The sequence below is a fragment of the Paenibacillus marchantiae genome (assembly GCF_028771845.1).
Taxonomy (GTDB): Bacteria; Bacillota; Bacilli; order Paenibacillales; family Paenibacillaceae; genus Paenibacillus; species Paenibacillus marchantiae.
This window is the reverse complement of record NZ_CP118270.1, coordinates 3,877,463-3,898,694: the sequence shown is the minus strand read 5'-3', so window position 1 is coordinate 3,898,694 and position 21,232 is coordinate 3,877,463. Positions and strand designations below refer to the sequence as shown.

Annotated in this window: 19 protein-coding genes; 3 read left to right on the top strand and 16 right to left on the bottom strand. The window is 46.5% G+C overall.

Annotated features, from left to right (window positions below):
- The 11 genes from PTQ21_RS17980 to PTQ21_RS17930 form a co-directional block, all read right to left on the bottom strand.
- Positions 1-1,059, bottom strand: coding sequence for a pyridoxal-phosphate-dependent aminotransferase family protein (locus PTQ21_RS17980; protein ID WP_274566563.1), 1,059 nt, complete (start codon positions 1,057-1,059; stop codon positions 1-3).
- The gene (locus tag PTQ21_RS17975; RefSeq protein WP_274566561.1) at positions 1,043-1,828 is read right to left on the bottom strand and encodes an ABC transporter ATP-binding protein; all 786 of its coding nucleotides are present in this window, start codon (positions 1,826-1,828) and stop codon (positions 1,043-1,045) included. Before PTQ21_RS17975 ends, PTQ21_RS17980 begins: the two co-directional genes overlap by 17 nt.
- Before the next feature lie 2 nt (positions 1,829-1,830).
- The gene (locus PTQ21_RS17970) at positions 1,831-2,583 is read right to left on the bottom strand and encodes an ABC transporter ATP-binding protein (RefSeq protein ID WP_063563379.1); all 753 of its coding nucleotides are present in this window, start codon (positions 2,581-2,583) and stop codon (positions 1,831-1,833) included.
- Positions 2,583-3,449, bottom strand: a complete 867-nt coding sequence (locus PTQ21_RS17965) for an ABC transporter permease (protein WP_090805739.1) — start codon at positions 3,447-3,449, stop codon at positions 2,583-2,585. Before PTQ21_RS17965 ends, PTQ21_RS17970 begins: the two co-directional genes overlap by 1 nt.
- On the bottom strand, positions 3,446-4,330 hold the full coding sequence (locus PTQ21_RS17960) for an ABC transporter permease (protein WP_274570522.1): 885 nt from the start codon (positions 4,328-4,330) through the stop codon (positions 3,446-3,448). The genes PTQ21_RS17965 and PTQ21_RS17960 overlap by 4 nt, the downstream gene beginning before the upstream one ends.
- Before the next feature lie 56 nt (positions 4,331-4,386).
- Complete coding sequence (locus PTQ21_RS17955) at positions 4,387-5,778, bottom strand: ABC transporter substrate-binding protein (protein WP_274566560.1); 1,392 nt, start codon at positions 5,776-5,778, stop codon at positions 4,387-4,389.
- An 11-nt stretch (positions 5,779-5,789) separates the two neighbouring features.
- On the bottom strand, positions 5,790-6,005 hold the full coding sequence (locus tag PTQ21_RS17950; protein ID WP_274566559.1) for a hypothetical protein: 216 nt from the start codon (positions 6,003-6,005) through the stop codon (positions 5,790-5,792).
- A 211-nt stretch (positions 6,006-6,216) separates the two neighbouring features.
- Complete coding sequence (locus tag PTQ21_RS17945) at positions 6,217-7,368, bottom strand: iron-containing alcohol dehydrogenase (protein WP_274566558.1); 1,152 nt, start codon at positions 7,366-7,368, stop codon at positions 6,217-6,219.
- Between the two features lie 283 nt (positions 7,369-7,651).
- Positions 7,652-8,512 carry a GNAT family N-acetyltransferase gene (locus PTQ21_RS17940; protein WP_177031104.1) on the bottom strand — a complete coding sequence of 287 codons (861 nt, stop codon included), beginning with the start codon at positions 8,510-8,512 and terminating at the stop codon, positions 7,652-7,654.
- A 131-nt stretch (positions 8,513-8,643) separates the two neighbouring features.
- Positions 8,644-10,338, bottom strand: coding sequence for a M3 family oligoendopeptidase (locus PTQ21_RS17935; protein ID WP_274566557.1), 1,695 nt, complete (start codon positions 10,336-10,338; stop codon positions 8,644-8,646).
- Between the two features lie 261 nt (positions 10,339-10,599).
- Positions 10,600-11,406, bottom strand: coding sequence for a glycoside hydrolase family 12 protein (locus PTQ21_RS17930; protein WP_231952556.1), 807 nt, complete (start codon positions 11,404-11,406; stop codon positions 10,600-10,602).
- Between the two features lie 689 nt (positions 11,407-12,095).
- Here PTQ21_RS17930 and PTQ21_RS17925 point away from each other — a divergent pair.
- Together PTQ21_RS17925 and PTQ21_RS17920 are read left to right on the top strand one after the other, a co-directional pair.
- A complete protein-coding gene (locus tag PTQ21_RS17925) occupies positions 12,096-12,836 on the top strand; it encodes a hypothetical protein (protein ID WP_090805728.1) in 741 nt (246 codons plus the stop codon).
- 151 nt (positions 12,837-12,987) lie between these two features.
- Positions 12,988-13,200: a cation:proton antiporter regulatory subunit gene (locus PTQ21_RS17920; protein ID WP_274566555.1), complete on the top strand. Its 213-nt coding sequence runs from the start codon at positions 12,988-12,990 to the stop codon at positions 13,198-13,200.
- A 102-nt stretch (positions 13,201-13,302) separates the two neighbouring features.
- On the opposite strand, the gene PTQ21_RS17915 is transcribed toward PTQ21_RS17920, so the two are convergent.
- Positions 13,303-16,050: a hybrid sensor histidine kinase/response regulator gene (locus tag PTQ21_RS17915; protein ID WP_274566553.1), complete on the bottom strand. Its 2,748-nt coding sequence runs from the start codon at positions 16,048-16,050 to the stop codon at positions 13,303-13,305.
- Between the two features lie 274 nt (positions 16,051-16,324).
- Between PTQ21_RS17915 and PTQ21_RS17910 the strand changes: the two genes are divergently transcribed.
- Positions 16,325-17,152, top strand: coding sequence for a protein-glutamine gamma-glutamyltransferase (locus tag PTQ21_RS17910; protein ID WP_072732542.1), 828 nt, complete (start codon positions 16,325-16,327; stop codon positions 17,150-17,152).
- Positions 17,153-17,339: 187 nt separating this feature from the next.
- Here PTQ21_RS17910 and infC read toward each other — a convergent pair whose 3' ends face one another.
- The 4 genes from infC to PTQ21_RS17890 all read right to left on the bottom strand — a co-directional run bounded on the left by infC (position 17,340) and on the right by PTQ21_RS17890 (position 21,048).
- Positions 17,340-17,831, bottom strand: a complete 492-nt coding sequence (gene infC / locus PTQ21_RS17905; RefSeq protein WP_274566552.1) for a translation initiation factor IF-3 — start codon at positions 17,829-17,831, stop codon at positions 17,340-17,342.
- 125 nt (positions 17,832-17,956) lie between these two features.
- On the bottom strand, positions 17,957-18,889 hold the full coding sequence (locus PTQ21_RS17900; RefSeq protein ID WP_063563370.1) for a manganese-dependent inorganic pyrophosphatase: 933 nt from the start codon (positions 18,887-18,889) through the stop codon (positions 17,957-17,959).
- A gap of 306 nt (positions 18,890-19,195) precedes the next feature.
- Positions 19,196-19,888 (bottom strand): metallophosphoesterase family protein, encoded by a 693-nt coding sequence (locus tag PTQ21_RS17895; RefSeq protein WP_338020326.1) that lies wholly within the window; start codon positions 19,886-19,888, stop codon positions 19,196-19,198.
- A 152-nt stretch (positions 19,889-20,040) separates the two neighbouring features.
- Positions 20,041-21,048 carry an LLM class flavin-dependent oxidoreductase gene (locus tag PTQ21_RS17890; RefSeq protein ID WP_274566551.1) on the bottom strand — a complete coding sequence of 336 codons (1,008 nt, stop codon included), beginning with the start codon at positions 21,046-21,048 and terminating at the stop codon, positions 20,041-20,043.
- Positions 21,049-21,232 lie beyond the last annotated feature (184 nt).

The window sequence follows — 21,232 nt, the reverse complement described above, 5'->3', positions numbered from 1 at the left end:
TCATTTCCCCCAAACGAGGCGAACAGCCTGGACTGCATGCTCATGGTCCTCATTCAATAATGCCGCAATGGTCGCAACAGCTTCCTCCACTCCTGCCAAGGACGCATTAACTCCAAAATGATTAATTCGCAGAAGCTGACCAAAAAGTTCTCCATCCCCCGGAGCAACGATGCCGATCGGCTGATCGATATGCAACTTCTCCTCCCCGGAAATTCGAACCGTGGTTGTGAGAGTCGAATAAGTTCTGTTATCTTTTTGCCAAGGCTCCAGACCCAGGGCCTGAATTCCCGCTATAGCAGATAACGCAGCCTGTTCATGACGCTTGATCACCTGCTCCAAGCCTTCAGACTCAATAGCTGTCAAAGCCAAAATCAGTGCTCTGGCTTCCAGCGTTGGAATGTTGGGAGGAACGCGGACGGGTGCAGCCCCATCGCCTGGTGGCTTCAGATCAAGCAAAGACAGGATGGAGTTGCGCGGTGCATGTGCATTGGATTCGAGAAATTCCCATCCACGCGGCGAAATGCTTACTGCGCTGATGCCGTTAGGCCCGGCCAGGGCTTTTTGTGCACCCACAGCTACAAAATCAACGCCCCATTCATCTACCAGCAGAGGCTCTCCCCCAATCGCTGATACAGAGTCACTCACCGTAATCAGGTTATGGGCACGCGCAATCTTTATAATTTTTTCTGCGGGATTCGATCCACCTGTAACCACCTCTGCTTGAACAAAGGATAGTGCGGACGGTTGATACTTTTCAATCGCAGCAGCTACCTTCTCCACAGGTACAACTTCATCAAAAGGAACTTTGACTTCAATAACCGTTGCCCCTCCACGTTCAAGCCACTGACCAAACAAACTGCCATAAGGCCCTGTTACGACATTAACTATCGTACGACCCGGTGCAGATATTCCAGCTGCCACGGCCTCTATGCCCAAGATGGCCTCACCCGGGATGATCACCGGAGGATACTTTGTATTCAAAAGGTTGGAGAGCAATTGCGTAAGTGTATCGTATTCCGACAGGGTAAGGGGTATGTTTCCTTTATATTGTTGGCTCATATAAACCTCCTATAGAACTTGATTTCGGCATCTTTGGAACTGCGGACAGCAGCTCTCGGCTGTATGCCGTTTCAGGTCGTGTGAAGAATTGATCTTTGGGACTAATCTCCACCAGCTGACCCTGCCACATGACTGCTACCGTATCGCTAATGGCATGGATAACTCCAAGATCATGAGAAATGAACAGAAACGTAAGATTAAGTTCCCTCTTAAGTAAATTGAACAAATCGAGCACACTCCGCTGCACAGAAACATCCAGTGCACTTGTCGGCTCATCCGCAATTAGCAGACTCGGCTCTACGCTTAAAGCGCGTGCAATGGCGATCCGTTGGCGCTGACCGCCGGAGAATTCATGCGGATACTTGTCCAGTGCCCTGCTTTCCAACTGAACACGGGCCAAGAGATCTCTCGATCTTTTCTCCACCTGTGAACGGTCTACAATGCGATGAAACAACAGCGCTTCAGCAAGAATCTGCCGAATGGAATGTTTGGGATTCAGTGAAGCATCCGGATTTTGGAAAATCATCTGTATGCTTTTATACTGCTCACGACTTCTCTTCTTCTTTAATTGCTGATCTCCCAGCAAAATCTGCCCCTCATCTGGCGTAATTAACCCGGCAATGACTCTCGCAAGGGTAGATTTGCCCGAACCGGACTCACCAACAAGACCAAGCGTGGTATGCCTCTGAAGATTTAGTGTGATGTTATCCAGCGCAGTAAAGTCACCATATTGAACCGTTACATTCTGAACCTGCAAAGCTAGTTCCATAGTTATTCGCTCCCTTCTAGCTTCGGTAAAGGAAGCACCGAGTTAATAAGCATCTCGGTGTAAGGATCTTGCGGGTTTTGCAAAAGGCCAAGCGAATCCCCGTGCTCCACGATCCGCCCTTGCTTCATCACGCACAGCTTCGAGCACAGCGTCGCTGCAATCGCCAGATTATGTGTTACAAACACCATGGCGAATCCCAGTTCACGCTGCAAACGTTGGATCGTTTCTATAATTTGACGCTGCACAGTAACGTCCAGTGCCGTTGTTGGCTCATCACAGAGCAGAATGCCTGGCTTGCACGCCAGAGCCAATGCAATGACTACCCGCTGACACTGCCCACCTGACAGCTGGCTAGGGTATCGATCCTCACGCTTCAATGAGTCGGGAAGCCCCAACAGTTCAAGTAATTCCAGCGCTGCTACCCTGGAGGCCTTCCTGCTTACCTTTTGCCTGTAATAGACAACTTCCGCCAGCTGTTTAACAACGGGACAGAGCGGATCGAGCGCACCTCTCGGGTCTTGAAACACCATGGCGCTGTTCACATCACTCCGAATGGTTCCACCCGTCTGCTCCACACCGCTTGGTAACAGTCCCAGAATGGAACGAAGAGTTAGTGATTTACCGGAGCCGGATTCACCTACTAATCCCAGGCTCTCCCCTCGCCCAAGCGAGAAATGTACATCTTGAACTAATTTTTGATTTGACTTGGTTGACAGAGATAGTGCCTTGACTTCAAGAATCGGTTCAGTGGACATTATTTTTTCCTCCATACATCGGCCAATCCATCACCGACAAGCGACAAAGCAATTCCCGTGTAAACGACTGCAAATCCCGGAACTGCCGAGAGCCACCAGGCTGTCGTGATAAAGGATTGTCCATCCGAGATCATCGTGCCCCAATCCGGGGTCGGTGGTGCGATGCCAATGCCCAGGTATCCAAGTGTAACAATCGCCACCAGCAGCCCCACCATATCCGTCATGAGGACAACGATCGCCTGAGGTAATACATTGGGCAGGAGATGACGAAGGATAATCCGTATTCCCGGCAAGCCCAACGTCTGTGCGGATGCGATCCATTCCTGCTTGCGGTACGATGCACTCAGCCCCCTGACGACACGTGCAAAGACAATCCAGCCAACGAGCATAAACGTAATATAAATCCCCCGCTCACCTGCTCCACTGGCAAAAGCCACGATAATGACGATGAGATAAAAAGGGAAAGCGATAAATGTATCGGTGACCAACGATATGATCTTATCAGTCCATTTTCCGTAATACCCTGCGAGCATCCCTAGAAATACGCCCATGCAAAAAGGTACAATTTCCGCCAGCACCATAATGCTCAAATCGGTTCGCGCGGCATAAATCAGTCTAGTGAACAAATCGCGTCCCAGTTGGTCTGTGCCCAACCAATGTTCAGCAGATGGAGGTTGCAAAAAGGCACTCAAATTTTGCTCCGAAGGGTCATAAGGACTAATCCACGGTATGATTACAGTCAAGATGATCAGCACGGCAAACATCACACTTCCCACAAGAAGGGAAGGAGTTTTCAATATACGATTCATGAGACTGGTGTTTTGGCTGTCTTCATATAACTGAGGTTCTATTTGTATCGTTTTCATGGTTTTCCTTTCGTTCTGGGATCAAGCCACCTGGAAAGAAGCTCTATCAGGAGACTGATGATCACGACAGATACAGCACAGTAAAGGGCTATGCCTTGAATGACCGGGAAATCCCGTTTGGAAATGGAACTAAACAAAAGACTGCCAATTCCTTTGATACCAAATACCTGTTCAACGACCAATGTGCCGCCAATGAGATAAGAGATATTAACGCCAAGAAGAATCAGCGTCGGAAGCGCCGCATTGCGCAGGACATGTTTGAATAGAATGACCCGGCTCGGTAATCTCGCAGCCTTCAATGTAACTACAAAATCAGATTCCAGTACTTCAAGCATCTGGGCTCTCAATGAACGGACCAATGTCGGAATCTGTGAAAAAGCCACGGTTATGGCGGGAAGTGTCAAACTGTATAAGGTGCCCCACCACCCTTCCCCAACTCCACCAACGGGAAACCAGTGAAGATGAACACTCAGCAGCAGAATCAAAAGGATGCCAACCCAGAAGATTGGCATACCTAGCGTTACCGTAGGAAAAATACGTATCAAATGATCCAGCAGCTTATCCTTGTGTGTAGCGGCCAATGTAGCAAGCACGAGTGCAATGACAATTGACAATGCACATGCCATGCCAATGAGCAGCAAGGTAACGGGTGCCCGATCAGCAATCAACTCTCTAGTCGAGGTTCCGTTAATAATGGAATTGCCGGTATCCCCCTGAGTGAACAGTGTCTTCACAAACCGTATAAATTGTTCCCCCAGCGGCAGATCCAACCCGAGAGCATGGTGCATGCTCTCCACGGCCTCGGGGGTGCTGTACTCGCCAAGAATCATTTTAGCAGGATCTCCTGGTACCATTCTGATGAGAAAAAAGACTGCTGTCATCACACAAAGGATCACTGCCAACGCTCTTCCCACAGTACTGATCAACCAGAACTTATTCATTTCTGAATACGAACGTCTTCAAAACGCACACTGCCATTAGGCAAAACAACAATGCCATCTACTGAAGAACGAACGCCAATCAGAATATCCGGATAATAAAGCGGAATGTAAGGCACTTCATCGGCAAGCGTTTGAAGCAATTTGGAGTATATTTCGGCACGGCCATCGCCGTCCGGTGTTTGTTGACCTTTATACAGAAGCTTGGTTACTTCATCATTGGTGTAATGCGTCCAGTAAGATTTGCTGAAGCCATCAGGGTCAGTCTGGAACGCAACGATTGAGTTCGCTTCCGGAGAATCGGCTTGCCCACTGTTCAGCATCGCTGCGAAATCATAAGCAAAGAATCGTTCACGGAAGGTAGCCAGTTCAATCGATTCAATCTCGATATTAATGCCAATTTGTTTTCCCGCTGCCTGAATGATTTGCGCTTCTTGCGCTCTGGTGCTGTTGCCGGAAGCTACAAGCAGTTTTGTAGTGAATCCATCAGGGAAGGCCGATTTGGCCAGTTCCGCTTTGGCTGCATTTACATCAAAATTTAATGCCTTGAGAGTATCATTCGAATTGTAAGGAATCGTTGTAGGCAGCAATGAATTAGCAGTCTGTGCGTAACCAAAGGTAAGCGCCTTAGTCAGACCGTCACGATCAAGTGCCAGAGCCAATGCCCGGCGAACATGCACATCGGAAAAATGCTTATCCAACGTATTAAAGAACAATTGCTCTGTCACCCAGCTGCCGTTGGTTACAACGGTTGTATCCGCGCCATTTTTGATTTCATCAGCATTTTGCAGAGCCAGCGACTCAATCGCATCTACTTCTCCCGCCTTCAACTGGTTGATTGCTTGGCTGTCATCTTCTATCAGCTTGTAAACCAGCTTATCAACCGATGGCTTTCCTTCTTGCCAGTAGTGAGTGTTCTTCGTAAAGGTCACATCGCCTGCAGGGTCCCACTGTTCAACCACGAACGGTCCAGTACCTACCGGCTTCTTGAAAAATTCTTCCTCGGTAACTCCGCCAAAATTGTTCGGAATAATACCGTTCGAGAAGTTGGAAAGCTCAGAGATAAATGGCGTATACGGCTCTTTAAGCGTAATCACCAATGTATGGCTATCCGTTGCTTTGACAGTGTCTACCTTGGCCGATATTGCCAATGGGCCACCAACCTTCAAGTGCCGCTCCAGCGAGAATACGGCATCCTCTGCCGTAACATCTGTGCCGTTGGAGAACTTCAAGCCATCACGCAACACAAACGTATACGTCAAACCGTCATCACTGATGTTATGCGACTTGGCAAGCCAGTCCACAATCTCGCCCTTGTTGTCAAAAGCAACCAAAGGTTCAAATACTTTATCAATGGCAAAAGCATTGTTCGATGTAATCTGATTATGCAAATCAAACGAGGTTACGGAAGCCGGCCGACCATATACAAAAGTCCCCCCGTTGCAGTCTCGTCCGTCTTTGAATTTTCATCCGTACCTTGGCTCGTGCCTGGCTGGGCTGCTGCATTGGGAGCAGGATCATTGGTCGATCCGGAGCAACCGCTAACGATTACCAATAATAGAACGGCTAACGCTCCTACCCATAATGACTTTCTCGTTGATGATTTAAACTGTGACATGACTGACTCTCCCCTTCCAATAAAGCTTATGTGTTTAGTATGGATTGATTATGGATTAAAGCACCCCCTCTGTCAAACAAAAAATAATGACTATTGCGAGATAAAACTATTTTATCCAATGAAGGAAATGAATCCGTATTTATAAGGCTCAGAAGCACGTGACACATCAAAAAAGCCAGAATATATTCTGGCTCTCTCTTTGTTCTTAACTTTATATGATTTTGCGGAATAGCTCCATCACTTCATCCCTGGAAGGTTGATACGGATTGCACGGTGCACAAGCATCTTTCATGGCATTATCCGCCAGCAATTCAACATCAGGGTCTTTCACACCCAATTCTGACAGTTTCTCAGGAATGCCTACCTCCTTGGAAAGCTGACGAATGGCTTCGATCACGTACTCCGAGCACTCCTCATCCCGTTTTCCTTTTACATCCATACCGATTGCCTTGGCAATATGACGGAATTTACCTGGTACATGCTTTGCATTCAATTCCTCTACATAAGGGAGCAACATCGCGTTACATACCCCATGCGGAAGGTCATAGACTCCACCAAGTTGATGGGCCATCGCATGTACATAGCCCAAGCCTGCATTGTTAAAAGCAATCCCGCCAAGAAAACACGCATACGTCATATGCTCTCTTGCTTCCAGATCACTACCATCCCTGACCGCTCTGGGCAAATATTCAAAGATCAGCTCAACGGCAGCAGCCGCTGTAGCGCTCGTCACCGTGAACCCTCCAGGCGTCACCATGGCTTCCACCGCATGGGTCAATGCATCCATGCCCGTGGCCGCTGTAAGATTGGCTGGCTTGCTCAGCATCAGTTCCGGGTCATTCACCGACAAGTCAACGAGACTGTTTCGATCCACCATCACCATTTTCACCTTACGTTCCTCATCTGTAATCACGTAGTTCATGGTCACCTCACTCGACGTGCCAGCCGTTGTATTAATGGCAACAAGCGGCACGGACTTGTGTTTCGATTGATGCAAACCTTCATAATCACGGATATGCCCACCGTTAGTTGCTACAATACCAATCCCTTTGGCAGCATCCTGAGGTGAACCTCCGCCTATCGATATAATGGCGTCACAGCCATGATCCTGAAATACCTGAAGTCCGTCATCTACATTCTGACAGGTGGGATTGGGCTGAACCTCATCATATACCACATAGTCTAACCCTGATTTTCTTAGTATAGACAGCACTTGTTCAGCAACGCCGGAAGAGATCAATCGACGATCAGTTACGACAAGCGCTTTGCGAATACCCATATTCTCAATCATCTTGCCTGCTTCGTGTAAACATCCTCTGCCTATCAAGTTCACGGGCGGAACATAATAAGCGTGTGTTGCCATCTGAACCAGCCTCCTGTTACACCTGATTTACTGTCTTTATTGTAACTGAATCCGTTTTCAGATATAGTGAAATAAATCACAACCGAGTTGATAAATGTTTCATTTGGACGGAATTATCTAAGAATTATCCAATAATCATGAATGCTCTTCAGTAACTTGCTTATCTGTGCTTGAATTAAAAAGGGCAAGTTGATCTTGGATTCACAGGTTTCACAAATCCAATCAAAAAAACAGGGGCCGCCCCAGGTCATTTTCATGACTTCGGGACAGCCCCTACAGATATTCAGTAATTTAGAAGCTCCTGAATCGGCATGTAATAGACGGGATAAGCTCTGCCTTGATCGAAACCAAGCTTACCCGCTATCGCGATGGAATCATGACGGAATTCCTCTGTCGTCCAGTGTGGAACACAATTCCGTTCTAGAACGGATTGCACATAAGCGCTTGCCATGGCCGTAGCCAGGCCCTTGCCACGGTGTATCGAATCGTAGGTGTTGATGCCTGTTTCATGGTGAATGTCACTGACAAACACTGAGATACATGTACCTACAACCTGCCCTTCATATACCGTGCATGTGCCTGCTCCGTATCGGAAGAAGTCCTCCACCGAATGCCAGAATTTCAAAATTTCCTGTTCAATGATACAGCTTTTGTCGTCCTCCAGCATTACAGCTCGATCGATAATTTGAAGCTTATATCCCGGAGGAACGAACAAGGAGCTGGAACTGCGTTCCATCCACTGTTCATACTTCGCAAGATTGAATTGAAAAGGAACTCGCAATCCTTCTCGCAAACGCCCATTGAACATGTGATCCAGGACGGGAGACCAATCTGAGCCGGGCTCGGGGTAAACTTCAAGATTCAGCATGTCTTCGCCAGCATCTAACGCTTCAGGTAATAGCTCCTGAACAAGTACCTCCCTAACAAGGCTATTGAACTGTTCATTATCCGATCTTCCGATCAGATAAAACATTTCGTTTTCGGCCCAAATCAGGGCGCTTTTCGGCGCATGAAGCTGGTCTGCATAGACACGGCCGCGTTGAAGTCCCGCAATCACTCCACCCATAACCACATGCCCGTACGTTCCCGTGATGAAGGGCGCTAATTGCTTCCTTTGGGACGGTTGATCCAGTAAAACCAACATGGTATAACCTCGCATTCTTTGTATAGGTAGGGAAATGAATACATTCAAATCCGCCCTGCCTCAGAATGCTGTAACGTCAGGTTTTTTCCTCGTTCCCTTTCACCTCTTCGACCTTTATTTTTATTTTTCGCTTACAGTGCTTTATCGTCTACTGCGTCCAACCAGGCTTCGATATCGCCGATGACGGAGGATACGCAGCCGTCTTCAAACGGAGAATTCAAACCTGCCAGTTCTACCAATCCTGTGAAGGACAGGCTTCCTCCGGCTTTACATAATGTCAGATAGTCAGCCCATGCGGACTTCATATCCTGGTTACTGCGTTTCCAGAACTGGAATGCACAGATTTGTGCCAGTGTGTAGTCAATGTAATAGAACGGCGACGAGAAGATATGACCCTGTTTGTGCCAGAATCCGCCTTGTTCCAAATAGGCGTTATCTTTGTAATTGATGTGCGGCAGATAAGTCTTCTCAATATTGCGCCATGCCTGTTTGCGCTCCGCTGGTGTTGCATCCTGGTTTGCATAGACAAAATGCTGGAATTCATCGACTGCTACGCCATAAGGAATAAAGAGCAATCCGGAAGACAGGTGATCAAATTTGTATTTGTCCGTATCTTCCTTGAAGAACAATTCCATCCACGGCCATGTAAAGAATTCCATGCTCATGGAATGGATCTCTGCGGATTCATACGTCGGCCAGTTGTACTCAGGTACTTCGAAGTGACGACTCTCATATACCTGGAACGCGTGACCTGCTTCGTGTGTCAATACGTCGATATCGCCTGATGTACCGTTAAAGTTGGAGAAAATAAACGGCACTTTGTAATCGTTCAGGAAGGTGCAATAGCCCCCGCCCTGCTTGCCTTTTTTGCTCACCAAATCCATCAATTCATTGTCGGTCATCATCTGGAAAAACGTATCCGTTTCCGGTGACAATTCAGCGTACATTTTCTTACCATTGTCAATGATCCAGTCTGCATCGCCTTTAGGTGTCGGGTTCCCTGTCTTAAAGCTGAAGCCCTGATCATAAAAATAGAGGGTATCCACATCAATCCGGCTGCGCTGACGCTCTCTGAGCTTCGTCGCTACAGGCACGATATAATCACGGACTTGTGCTCTGAAATTGGACACCATCTCCGCGTTGTAATCCGTACGGTTCATACGGTCATAACCGAGTTCCACATACGTTGGATATCCCAGCTTCTTCGCGATCTGTGTACGCACTTTCACCAAATCGTCGTAAATGCGATCGAATTCAGCCTCATGTTCAGCCATGAACGTATATCTTGCTTCCGATGCACGTTCCCGCATGGAGCGATCCGTGGACAACTCAAAAGGATGCAACTGCGGCAATGTGCGTTCTTCACCTTCAAACGGAATTTTGGCCGAAGCAATCAGCTGGTTGTATTCCGTGGAAAGTTTGTTCTCTTTCTGAAGGTCCTCGATAATTTCAGGGCTGAATGTTTTCAGGGACAGATCCGCCAGCTGGAACAGCTGTGAACCCCATTTTTGTTCCAGTTCAGCACGAAATTTGGAGTTTACCAATGCCCGATAATAATCGGTGATGTATTCTTGAATGATTGGAGAGCTTTCATCCAGAAATTCATTTTCTTCTTTGTAAAATGTATCATTGGTATCAATCGAATGACGGATGTAGACCAATTGTGCCTGAGTCTCAAAGTCACTTCGCAAAGCGTTAATCTTGTCCATATATCCACTCTGCTCTTCAACCGTAGTCGCGGCTTCAAAACCACTCAGAAGCTCACGGAATGACGTTTTGATTTGTTCCAGATCGGGACGTGTATACGTATACTCACTAAATTTCATTTATGTACACCCTTTCCTGTTAGGCATATTTCGGGATTCCCCGAGTTGAACTAAACCCTATTATACAAAAGAGCAGCCTAAAAATCCCAACTTTACGAAAAATATTTGTCCATCGGTCAAATGCAGCTACATCACTCGTTACCTATGTTACGCATGAATGTTAGGTCCAATACACAAGTAAAAGATGCTGCGTCAGCAGGAAATGGGTTTTCCTCCGAGCAGCATCTCATTAAATCAGGAATAAGCGTATAAACAGAGCCGTTACTGCACGTTCACATACCAGTTAGAGTAATTGATCTGGCCGCTGCCTTTCGTAATTTCGGTTCCATACTCAACACTGCTTACATATTTGCTGTTGGTAAAGTAACTTTTGGAGATCAGATAATCAGTGAAGTTTTTGACGTTGATGCTAAAGTTGTTAGGGGATTTTGACTTCTTCAGGAACGAGTATACCCACCATTGATGCACTCCGTTGTCGGTAATCTCGCCGCGATACAGATCATAGGTTTGTCCACCAATGGATACATCCGAGAACACTTTGGAACCAATAGGACCTACACCGGAAGTCCAATCGTTCCAGATCATAATCTCCTCGGTGGGTGTGCTTGACCAGGTCGCATTGCCGATGTCATGCAGCCAGATATCATACGCATTATTATATTCCCCTGTAGTGTTGGACGCCTTAGAATAACTTACTCCGGTATTGATACTTTTGTTCGCAGACAATCGCGTTGGCAGCCCACTGCCTGGCGTGAAACCCTCAGTCCAGTGCCAGCCGCTGACAAGAGAAGGATAAGCTTTGACTCCACCGGCAGTCGTTGGCCAGTTCCAAACGTAACCCAGATCAGTATTACTGTTCACATACACGGACTGGGACCAGCCACTGACACTTGAGCTACCCCAGCTATTGTTGAATATATAATACTTGTTGTTGCTGAAATTAAGTTTGGCATACGCTGTGGAATCCGATGCTGCGCTGGCTGTAATTGGAACGGCCGCAATCAGTAATGACATGACCAGCAGCATCCATGCTTTCTTGCCTGATCTTTTTTTCATCTTCAAACCCATAATGTTAGCCTCCCGTAAATTTTAATGTAAACGCTTACAGATGTAAGTGTAAAACATTTCCATGTACAAGCATACCACTTAAATCCGACATTTTTTCATGCTATATTTAGACTTTTTGGCATTATATACAAATAAGCCCGCCTCGCATCCATTGCGAAGCCAGCTTATAGGCTTGTCTTTTCACGTTTCTTTTCAATATACCCTAGTGTTGATCGTTGTCCATAATCTTGTAGAACCAGCCCATTCCGACCATTCCCACAACCATAATGATACCCATAATAATGATATATGTCATGAATGTAACCCCCCTGCTCCGTATTTCTTCACACTACTATCAGTTTACACGGTGAAACCCATTTTGAATTGACTGAACATTGACAAAAATACGAAATCTTCATTTCCACTCCATATATCGTGTCCTTTTTCATTGTAATTCCAACCGGTTTGTCATTCATTCGATTATTCCACATCACCGGATCTGCATCCAAATGTTCACTTGCTGTCATTATCCAATCTCTCCTTTAATGCTTCGGAGCCTACTTTTTTACTCTAATTTTATAGATATATCATATCATAGCGTACGATCTACCTTGCTCTTATAGTGAACAAAGTTTCATCCGCCATCCTTACGGTGTATACTATACTTCTATGAATTGGAATTGGATCATACGCAGAAAGGTTTGAACTGAATGTCGACTCGCATACCCTATTATCGTCAGCTATTACTCGCTTTTTTACTAACTCTTATGCTGTTTATACTATCCGCCTGCGCTGATGGTGAAGCACATGTCACGGTTAATATGGACGGTTCATCCGATCTGGCCCTGAATCTCAGCGTAACCGACTCAGCCCTGGGAATGATGGGACAAGACAATCTCATGACAATGCTCGCAAATACGTTGAAGCAGAATAATTTCCAGGCCGAAGTTTCGGACCAGGGAGATCGGACACAACTCAAAGCGACGACCCATTATGAGAAAAGTAATACCGTCTCTACCTTCAGCACGTCGGATCTGCCTGATGGAATCAAAATGGAGCAATCCACTACACCTGGATTTTTCACTTCCAAATTGCATATTGCTGCGGAAGCAGACCTGATGCAGACCATACCCGATGGTGAGGTCAAAGACCAAATTAATAAGGTCCCCGGATTTCTCAAAAACCTGCTACTGAAAGATGTCAATTTTGATTTCAAGCTGACGCTGCCAATCAAAGTGCAGGATTCCAATGCAGATCTGGTCGAAGATCACGGAAAAACCCTAATTTGGCACGTCTCACCACTGAATACGAATAAGCTAGATTTGACCGTACAGGTCCCGAATATTCGGAACATCATAATTACGGGGGGCATTGCCTTGGTGCTGATCATTGCATTACTTATCTGGTTCATGGTCCGTCGCAGACGAACCCGACAGAGTCGGAATGTATAACTAACTTAACTAACCACAGCGCAAGAAGCTTGGAGGAGATGACTACTATTTCATTTCTGACTTGCCAAATGGTGTTATGGATAGTAGAATACATCCGTACTGTGTGAACGGTTAACTTAACTATGGAAAAGCTAAAGAGGTGACAGGTTTCATGAATATCCGGGAATGCCCATTGCCTGGTATCGGAGTGAAGTACCAGTTTGATACAAAAAGCGGTAATAAGTTGGTCATTATTGTCCACGAAGACGGACGCCGTGAATTATTCTCGGTGGACCCCAATGACAACGAAAAACTTACCCTAATTGCAGAACTGGAAGATGACGAGTGTGTAACCCTTTCGGGATTAATTGGAGGATGGTCCTGACATCTGTCAGGCTACTACCAACACCCACGGAAGACCAAAATAACCTGCCCTTGAATTTCAGAGGCAGGTTATTTTTTTTGATAACTTGAGACATGCAGCCCATCAGCGCTCATGCTGGGAGCGTATGTACGGAACCCATGTGTTTAGCACACGACTTATTTCCGTAGAGCTGAACGGTTTGCTGATAAAGTCCTGCATACCGCATTTCAGACAAGCTTCACGGTCGTTCGCTCCTGCAAATGCCGTGATGGCAGCAATGACCGGAATTTCAGGGTGGGTTTGCCTAATCCGGCAGGTCGCTTCAATCCCATCCATAACAGGCATTTGGATATCCATAAAGAGAAGGTCGTATGTTTCCCTTTCCAATGCTTTCACCGCTTCTGCACCGTTCTCCACGATATCACATAGACCGCCGTGCTTACGAAGCATTTCCTCCAGCAAATGGCTGTTGAATGACTGATCCTCAGCTATAAGAATTTTGATCCCCGCTGCCAGACTTGTTCGATCCAGCTTCAGGTTGTGATCAGCCACCTCTTCAATCTGATCCGTGGACTCATCTTGCCATCGTTCAAGTAACAGGGTGAAGTGGAAATCCGCCCCCTCACCTGTCTCACTCTGTACACCAATGGCGCCGCCCATCAGTTCCACCAGCTTCTTGCTGATGGCCAGCCCCAGACCTGTGCCTCCATATTTGCGATTGATAGCCGGATCGAGCTGTGAGAAAGACTGGAACAGTTGATGCTGCTTATTGAACGGAATGCCAATCCCCGTATCTTTGACCGAAACGGACAAGATCAGATGATTCTCATTGTAAAATTCCGCTGGCTTAACGTTCACGTGAACCTGAATGCTTCCCTTCTCCGTGAATTTGATGGCATTGCCTACTAGATTAATCAGAATCTGACGAATGCGAGTTTCATCGCCTCGTACGCGTTCGGGAATCTGCTCTGACATTTCACAGTATAGTTCAATATTCTTTTCGGAAGCTCTAAGCGCAAATAGTTCCATGACCCCGCCAAGAACCGATTTAATATCCACTGGCTGGCGTTCAAGATCCATTTTTCCTGCTTCAATCTTACTGAAATCCAAGATCTCATTCAGAATGTGCAGCAGTGATTCACCACTGTCGATGATGATATCGGCGAAGCCGTTCTGCTCCTCATCCAACTCTGTTTCTTTTAACAGATGGGCCATGCCCATAATTCCATTCAGAGGTGTACGAAGCTCATGACTCATAATCGCCAGGAACTCGGACTTGGCTCGGTCCGCATGTTCTGCCACTTCCTTGGCACGAATGATGTCCTTCACCGATGTCATATCGCGGAAAACCAGTACAGCTCCACGATTCTCCCCCTGCTCCATTATCGGTTTCAGTTGGAACTCCGCCAGGAAGCTGGAGCCATCCTGCTTCCAAAATACAGACTCAGATCGCGGCAGGCTTCGCCCTTCACGTACAGCTTGAAGAATAGGAGTGCTATTGGACGGATAAGGTATACCCTCACTTTGCATTTGTAACATGATCTCTTCAAGTGGCTTGCCATTCATCTCAGACGGACAGAAATCCATCATCTCCGTTGCAATCGGATTGGCAAATATCAGGTTACCATTCTGATCGAGGCCAATGACTCCCTCAGACATGGCATTGAGAATCAATGCTCTTTCGTAACTGAGATTTTCAATTTCCTCTACATACCTTTTAGACTCCGTAATATCACTAGTTATTCCATAGACGCCCACGACACGATCCTCGAGCAAAATCGGAACATTAATCACACTTGTTTCAATGCGCTGTCCGTCTTTGTGAATCAACCCCACTTCATAGCTCTGTGCGGTTCCTTTTACGGTCTCTTCAAAATGATACCTCGTCTTATCCAGGTCCACCGGGTCAATGAGATGATCAAAGGATGAACTAAGAAGTTCCTCCTTGGTATGGCCTGTCAATTGCTCTTGACCTGCATTGGCCTTAAGCAGGTTTCCGTCCAAATCCAATGAAGCAACTCCAAGAGGGTTACTGTCGAACAATGATTGGTACTCCTGAAGACTTAATTGCTGCTGCTTGCTCGCTGTAATATCACGGGTCACTCCAATCATTTCCTGCAGATTTCCCTGTATGTCATATACATAATGAGTGATGGTATCCGCCCATATAACAGAACCATCCTTATGCTGGAGCCGATAGCTAATTCGATCAGGTGCAAGGCCCTGGATTTGACCAGCCACGAAAGCTTCAACTAGACGCACGTCGTCGGGGTGAATGCAGAACAAGCCAGGTTGACCAACAACTTCTTCTGGATCATATCCCAACATACTTTTGCTGGCTGGAGATACGTACTTGAACGTCCGCTCCGGATCGGCATGGTGTATGGCAATCAGATCAAGCGAGGATTCGGCCAGCAATCTTGAGATTCGACTGCTCTCCTCCAACTGCTTGCGCTTTATAATCAGTCGATTCTCCGCGTCCTTCTGCTTCGAAATATCCGCTGCCTGAACAAGCAAATAAAGCGGCTCGCCGCTCACTTCATCCCTGACGATGCAGGCTCTTACCGTCGCCCAGAGAAGAGAATCATCCTTACGCTTAAGCCGTAACTCAGTTTCATACATCAGACTTAATCCATTGGTCATATCCCAGAAATGGGATCTGAACTCCTCCATCTCTAAGTCTTCCTCATAGATCATATGTACAATTGGTGAGTCAATCAATTCATCTTCACTGTATCCCAGCATTTCACAAAATGCCGGATTAAGCTGAAGCCAACGTCCGTTCACATGCGAAGTAACAGCAATGCCGATCGGTGCATGTGTATATAACTGCTCGAACAGAGAGCGATTCTCTGCAATTGGATTCGACACCACATATCCTCCTTTATGGGGAATCTGAATATATTCCGTATGAACAGATCGACCTGAACATAACTTCATCTATAAGAGTAGTACCCCAAATGTCATGATTTATAAACGAGATCAACAAAAATTCCAGGCAATAATCGACATTCTTATCGTGTGTTCATGCTGTCTGTACTTGTAGACATACAAAATCGCATAAGTGTCGTCATATACTACAGAATACGCGTGCATACCGGTTTGTACAAGGCTGAACATCCAAATGATACTGGAGGTTATGATTATGATCATTGTTGCGAATCAACCGATTGAGCTGGTACGTTCGGATTGGTCTGCTTTTGCATGGCATTGGTTACAGCAACTACAGAACAGTCCAACAGTATACACATATCAATCCATGGATCATCTTCACTTTGAATGGACGTTGCGCGAGTCTCTGGTGGATGCAGCAGAAGCACTCGATCGAAGCGGGGTCAGCTTTGCCTCGTTCGAGAAATCCAGATGTAATCCTGCCTATTGGAACCGAAATGCTGAAGGTGGCTTTGAACTAAGATCTGAGGTAACGCCTGCGGAAGGAATCCGGGACATATGGAAGAATGGTCATTTGTATGCCTTTGAATGTGCAACAGCGACTGTGATTGTCCTTTATGGCGGAGTATTGAACAGTATTCGGGAAGATGATTTCAATTCACTGTTCCGCAACCTGCTGCTCTACGACTGGCACTATGACAGCGATCTGCGATTAACGGAGAAGAACGGCAGCGACTCTGCGCTTCCTGGAGACGTATTGTACTTCAAAAATCCGGACGTTTCCCCTGAAACACCAGAGTGGCAGGGAGAGAATACCATTATGCTGCGTGAAGACGTATATTATGGTCATGGAATCGGGATTGCAAGCGGGGAAGAAATCATTCGTTCACTGAATCAAAACCGCATTCCTGGAAGTACAGTGTCAGCCTATTTGATGGATACGGTAATTTATCCGGACTTTCTATATCTATCCCGCTACGCCAAGAACAGTAACTCGAATTCACAAACAGCCTCATCTACTCCGGTCTTGCCGGGACAGTTGTATGTACGCATCGGCGGCAGCCGTTACTTGCGAGTCTAAACAGCTTGAAGCGTGAGTATCATTAGGAGTACAGAATTGCTATAACGATATTTCATGCTGAAAACCCCGTAGAGCAGCAGGTCAACTGTTGCTCTACGGGGTTTTTAGAACATTAGGAAAAGCCAACCTAATAACAACCGGATTGTCCCACAGTTCCTTGTTATTTAGCTGAATTCGTTCATCTTTGTTATCCAATGGGGTCTAACTGTACAACGACCTGTTTGCCGCTCACCTGAATACCTGTCGTTTTACTGCCATACTCAGCCAGAGATTTGCACAGCTGTTCTGCCCATTCCTTGCCTGCTGTTCCTTCCTTGGTTCCATGCACCTGGATGACGAGCTTCACCGAGTCCCCCTTCGTCAGGATACGCTCTGCCTGAGATTGCTTGGTCTCCCGATCGTGGTCTTCCATCTGCAGGTTCAGTCGGATCTCCTTCACTTTACGTTTATCCGGGGATTTTACCGCCTTCTTCTTCTCTTGCTGCTTTTCCTGTCTCGCTGCTCCAGCGCCCATCAGTTTGCATGGTGGCGGGCTGGTCATTAGAGACATACAGATCAGATCCACCTTATGCTGCTTCGCAAGTGCAAGTGCGTCACGAGTAGACATGATGCCGAGATCTTCACCGTTCAGGCCGGTCAGCTGGACTTCAGTCGCTTTAATTTTTTCATTTTTGATCATGGTACATCCTCCTCTACAACAAAAGCCTGTCCTGACCTATGACAGATCAAGAGCAGGCTTGGATGTTGTAACTGAATATTCATCATATATCTGGACGTAATGGTTATACGTCGGTTTTGTGCATCTTACAACGAGTTGAACGCTTCGGTCAGAACTGGAACAATTTGCGATTTGCGGGATACTACGCCTTTGAGCAACGCTCTGCTATCCGACAATGTTACATTGTACGCTTTTTCTACAGCTTTGGTGGAAGCACCATAAGCCAATGCAACGGAATCGTTGTTCAGGATGTCGGTTACGACAAATACGAACAGGTCGAGACCTTTGCTGGAAATAATTGCTTCAATCGCTGCTTCAAGCTCAGGTTGTTTCACAAGCACATCATTCACGTCAATCGCGTTCACTTGTGCAATTTCCACTTTTGCTTGGCCCATAGCGAATTCTTTCGCATCCAGGGAAATCAGTTCAGCAATCGTTTTCTGACTCAGGTCCGCGCCCGCTTTCAGCATCTCCAGACCATAGCTATCTGCATCCACACCAGCAATGGCAGCCAGTTCACGTGCTGCTGCTACATCTTGCTCTGTGCATGTTGGGGATTTGAACAACAGGGAGTCGGAAATGATTGCGGACAGCATCAGACCAGCAATCGGTGCGCTGATTTCCACACCGTTTTCTTTGTACAATTTATTCAAAATGGTTGCTGTACAACCTACAGGTTCTGCACGGAAATACAGAGGCTGGCTTGTCTCAAAGTTCGCGATCCGGTGATGGTCGATAACTTCAACAACAGTCACTTCCTCAATATCGCTGACACTTTGTTGACGCTCATTGTGGTCAACCAGGATGACCTTGTTCACTTCGTTAGCTGCTGTTTTGATCAGACGTGGCGCTGCCACTTTGAATTGGTCCAATGCAAATTGAGTTTCGCCGTTTACTTCGCCGAGACGAACAGCTTCAACGTCCTGACCCAATTTTGTTTTCAAGTCTGCATAGGCAATGGCCGAGCAGATCGTATCCGTATCGGGATTTTTGTGACCGAAGATTAATGCTTTTTCCATATTAATAGCCCTCCGTCAATTCTGATTTAGATTAATAAAATGTAATAATTCAAGCATACCCTTACTGATTATAGCGTTAATAAGGCTTAATTCCAATCCCTTTACAGCGAATTAATTACAAAATCATGTCAGGGTCTTGCCTTTATACTCCGTAAACCAATGCACAACTCTGCCGTTCCGCCAGCTTCGATCCATTGTCGGTATGTATACCAATCCACATTCTCAAGAAAGTAAAAGGTTAGAGCTTCAACGGGATTTAATTTATACTTTTGTTTAAAGAGATTTATTTGAAATTCGCCGCGTGGATTAAACCTCGGGACCCTGACGGGTCTCTCCTCTTTTCACAAAAAGAGTCTGTAGACTCCCGTCTTCGCTGATCTCCAGCAAGTTCAATCGAGCACCATAAGCACATCCGCCATCAATGCCAATCTTGTCTCCACTGGGGTCAAACCAGACACCTGGCTCGTTATGCAAATTTTTGACTGGAGTATGACCGAATACCACGGTCTCCTTGAGCGATGTTGGTCTTGAATAGAACGGCTCCCGAATCCAAATGAAGTCACGCTCTGACTGAGTCCGCCAATCCTCCACATCCGGATTAATCCCGGCATGTACAAAGATATAACCAGGAATTTCGTATACAAGGGGAAGCTGTTCCAAAAAACGAAGATGATGCTCATAGTGTGTACGGAGCCACTGTTTGGCTTCAGTATAAACATCCCAGTCCAACTGCTCATCATCCAAAGAAACCTCAACATAGCTGGCCAGCGTCTGTAAACCTCCATTACGAATCCAGTGTTTGTCATAGTCCTCGACATCATGGTTCAGCGCCTTGACCATCATCGCATCATGATTTCCTTTGATCGCAATAATGTTGTACTGCTCGTGCATCTGCATAATCTGTTCCACGACCTCTTTACTCTTCGGTCCGCGGTCGACATAATCACCTAACAAAATCAGCTCGTCCTGCTCCGGATCGTATGCTGCCTGCTCAAGCAGAGCATTGAATTCGTCGTAACAGCCATGAATATCACTAATGACACATCTGCGAATGTGAATCTCTCCTCTCCCTGATCACGCAAGAGTATAACCGGAACCTTGCTAAGCAAGGCTCCAGCCATTTCAGAATACTAATTCCCGTTCAGTACCGATTAATCCTGCTTTATACCAAAGGCTTCCGCTATCAGGCTGAATGAACGCAAACGATCCTCGAATGAGTGAATCGCTGATGCAATAATAACTTCATCCGCTTCATAACGTTCAGCCATTGCCGTAATTTTGTCTTTTACCTGATCCGGTGTACCTGCAATAGAAAAAGAACGGCGTTGACGGATCTGTTCCATCTCCATGGCCGTAAATGGATAGTTGTTCACCGTTTCCAGGGATGGGAATGAGTTCTGCTCCAGACCCCGGCCAAGCCGCAGGAAGAATAATTCATTGCTGCGAGCCAGTTCAGCGGCCGCTTCTTCAGTATCTGCACAGAATGCCGACACCGCAATCATGGAGTGTGGTTTGTCATTCAGGATAGAAGGCTTGAAATGTCTGCGATAATGCTTCATCGCTTCCTCTCCACCCGGCGTTCCGAAAAATTGGGCAAACGCGTAAGCGGTCCCTTGTGCTGCAGCAATTCGTGCACCTTCGGAACTGGAGCCGAGAAGCCATACTTCGGGAACAGTTGGTACGGATGGTCCGGCTACTAAGGATGCAAAACGATGATCTTCCGGCAGCTGTTCATGAAAGTATCCACCCAGATCGGCAATCTGCTGCGGGAAGAATTGCACATTCGATGACTTTCCTTCATTCAGAGCCCTGCTGGCAATCGGCATGCCGCCCGGTGCTCTACCAATGCCAAGATCGATTCGGCCAGGGTGTAGTGCTTCCAGCAAACGAAAGTTCTCGGCAACTTTATATGCACTGTAATGGGGCAGCATAATGCCTCCCGAACCTACGCGAATTCGATCGGTATGTGCTGCAACGTGTGCAATCATAACTTCCGGACTGGAAAATGACAGTGCCCCGCTGCCATGATGCTCCGACATCCAGAAGCGGGAGAAGCCCAGTTCATCCGCATGTTTGGCAAGAGTTACCGTCTCCCGAAGGGTATCCTGTACCGTCCGTCCTTCATTAATATGTCCATGTTCAAGTACACTAAGTTTCATCTATATTCATTCCTTTCGTCATCTGCGTTAGTGGCTGCATCTTCCATTGTAACATTATTGATTACAGTTTCAAAGGATATCTGCTTCTCAGTTACACGTTCATTACACGTTTCGATTTACGATGAATAAACAAATAACGCCACCAGCTCGTGAGCCAGTGACGTTATAGTATTTCATACATTTA

Excerpts from the sequence above, each read along its gene's own strand:
- PTQ21_RS17980 (WP_274566563.1), bottom strand. The coding sequence starts at position 1,059 with ATGAGCCAACAATATAAAGGAAACATACCCCTTACCCTGTCGGAATAC.
- PTQ21_RS17975 (WP_274566561.1), bottom strand. The coding sequence starts at position 1,828 with ATGGAACTAGCTTTGCAGGTTCAGAATGTAACGGTTCAATATGGTGAC.
- PTQ21_RS17970 (WP_063563379.1), bottom strand. The coding sequence starts at position 2,583 with ATGTCCACTGAACCGATTCTTGAAGTCAAGGCACTATCTCTGTCAACC.
- PTQ21_RS17965 (WP_090805739.1), bottom strand. The coding sequence starts at position 3,449 with ATGAAAACGATACAAATAGAACCTCAGTTATATGAAGACAGCCAAAAC.
- PTQ21_RS17960 (WP_274570522.1), bottom strand. The coding sequence starts at position 4,330 with ATGACAGCAGTCTTTTTTCTCATCAGAATGGTACCAGGAGATCCTGCT.
- PTQ21_RS17950 (WP_274566559.1), bottom strand. The coding sequence starts at position 6,005 with ATGTCACAGTTTAAATCATCAACGAGAAAGTCATTATGGGTAGGAGCG.
- PTQ21_RS17945 (WP_274566558.1), bottom strand. The coding sequence starts at position 7,368 with ATGGCAACACACGCTTATTATGTTCCGCCCGTGAACTTGATAGGCAGA.
- PTQ21_RS17940 (WP_177031104.1), bottom strand. The coding sequence starts at position 8,512 with ATGTTGGTTTTACTGGATCAACCGTCCCAAAGGAAGCAATTAGCGCCC.
- PTQ21_RS17935 (WP_274566557.1), bottom strand. The coding sequence starts at position 10,338 with ATGAAATTTAGTGAGTATACGTATACACGTCCCGATCTGGAACAAATC.
- PTQ21_RS17930 (WP_231952556.1), bottom strand. The coding sequence starts at position 11,406 with ATGGGTTTGAAGATGAAAAAAAGATCAGGCAAGAAAGCATGGATGCTG.
- PTQ21_RS17925 (WP_090805728.1), top strand. The coding sequence starts at position 12,096 with ATGTCGACTCGCATACCCTATTATCGTCAGCTATTACTCGCTTTTTTA.
- PTQ21_RS17920 (WP_274566555.1), top strand. The coding sequence starts at position 12,988 with ATGAATATCCGGGAATGCCCATTGCCTGGTATCGGAGTGAAGTACCAG.
- PTQ21_RS17910 (WP_072732542.1), top strand. The coding sequence starts at position 16,325 with ATGATCATTGTTGCGAATCAACCGATTGAGCTGGTACGTTCGGATTGG.
- infC (WP_274566552.1), bottom strand. The coding sequence starts at position 17,831 with ATGATCAAAAATGAAAAAATTAAAGCGACTGAAGTCCAGCTGACCGGC.
- PTQ21_RS17900 (WP_063563370.1), bottom strand. The coding sequence starts at position 18,889 with ATGGAAAAAGCATTAATCTTCGGTCACAAAAATCCCGATACGGATACG.
- PTQ21_RS17890 (WP_274566551.1), bottom strand. The coding sequence starts at position 21,048 with ATGAAACTTAGTGTACTTGAACATGGACATATTAATGAAGGACGGACG.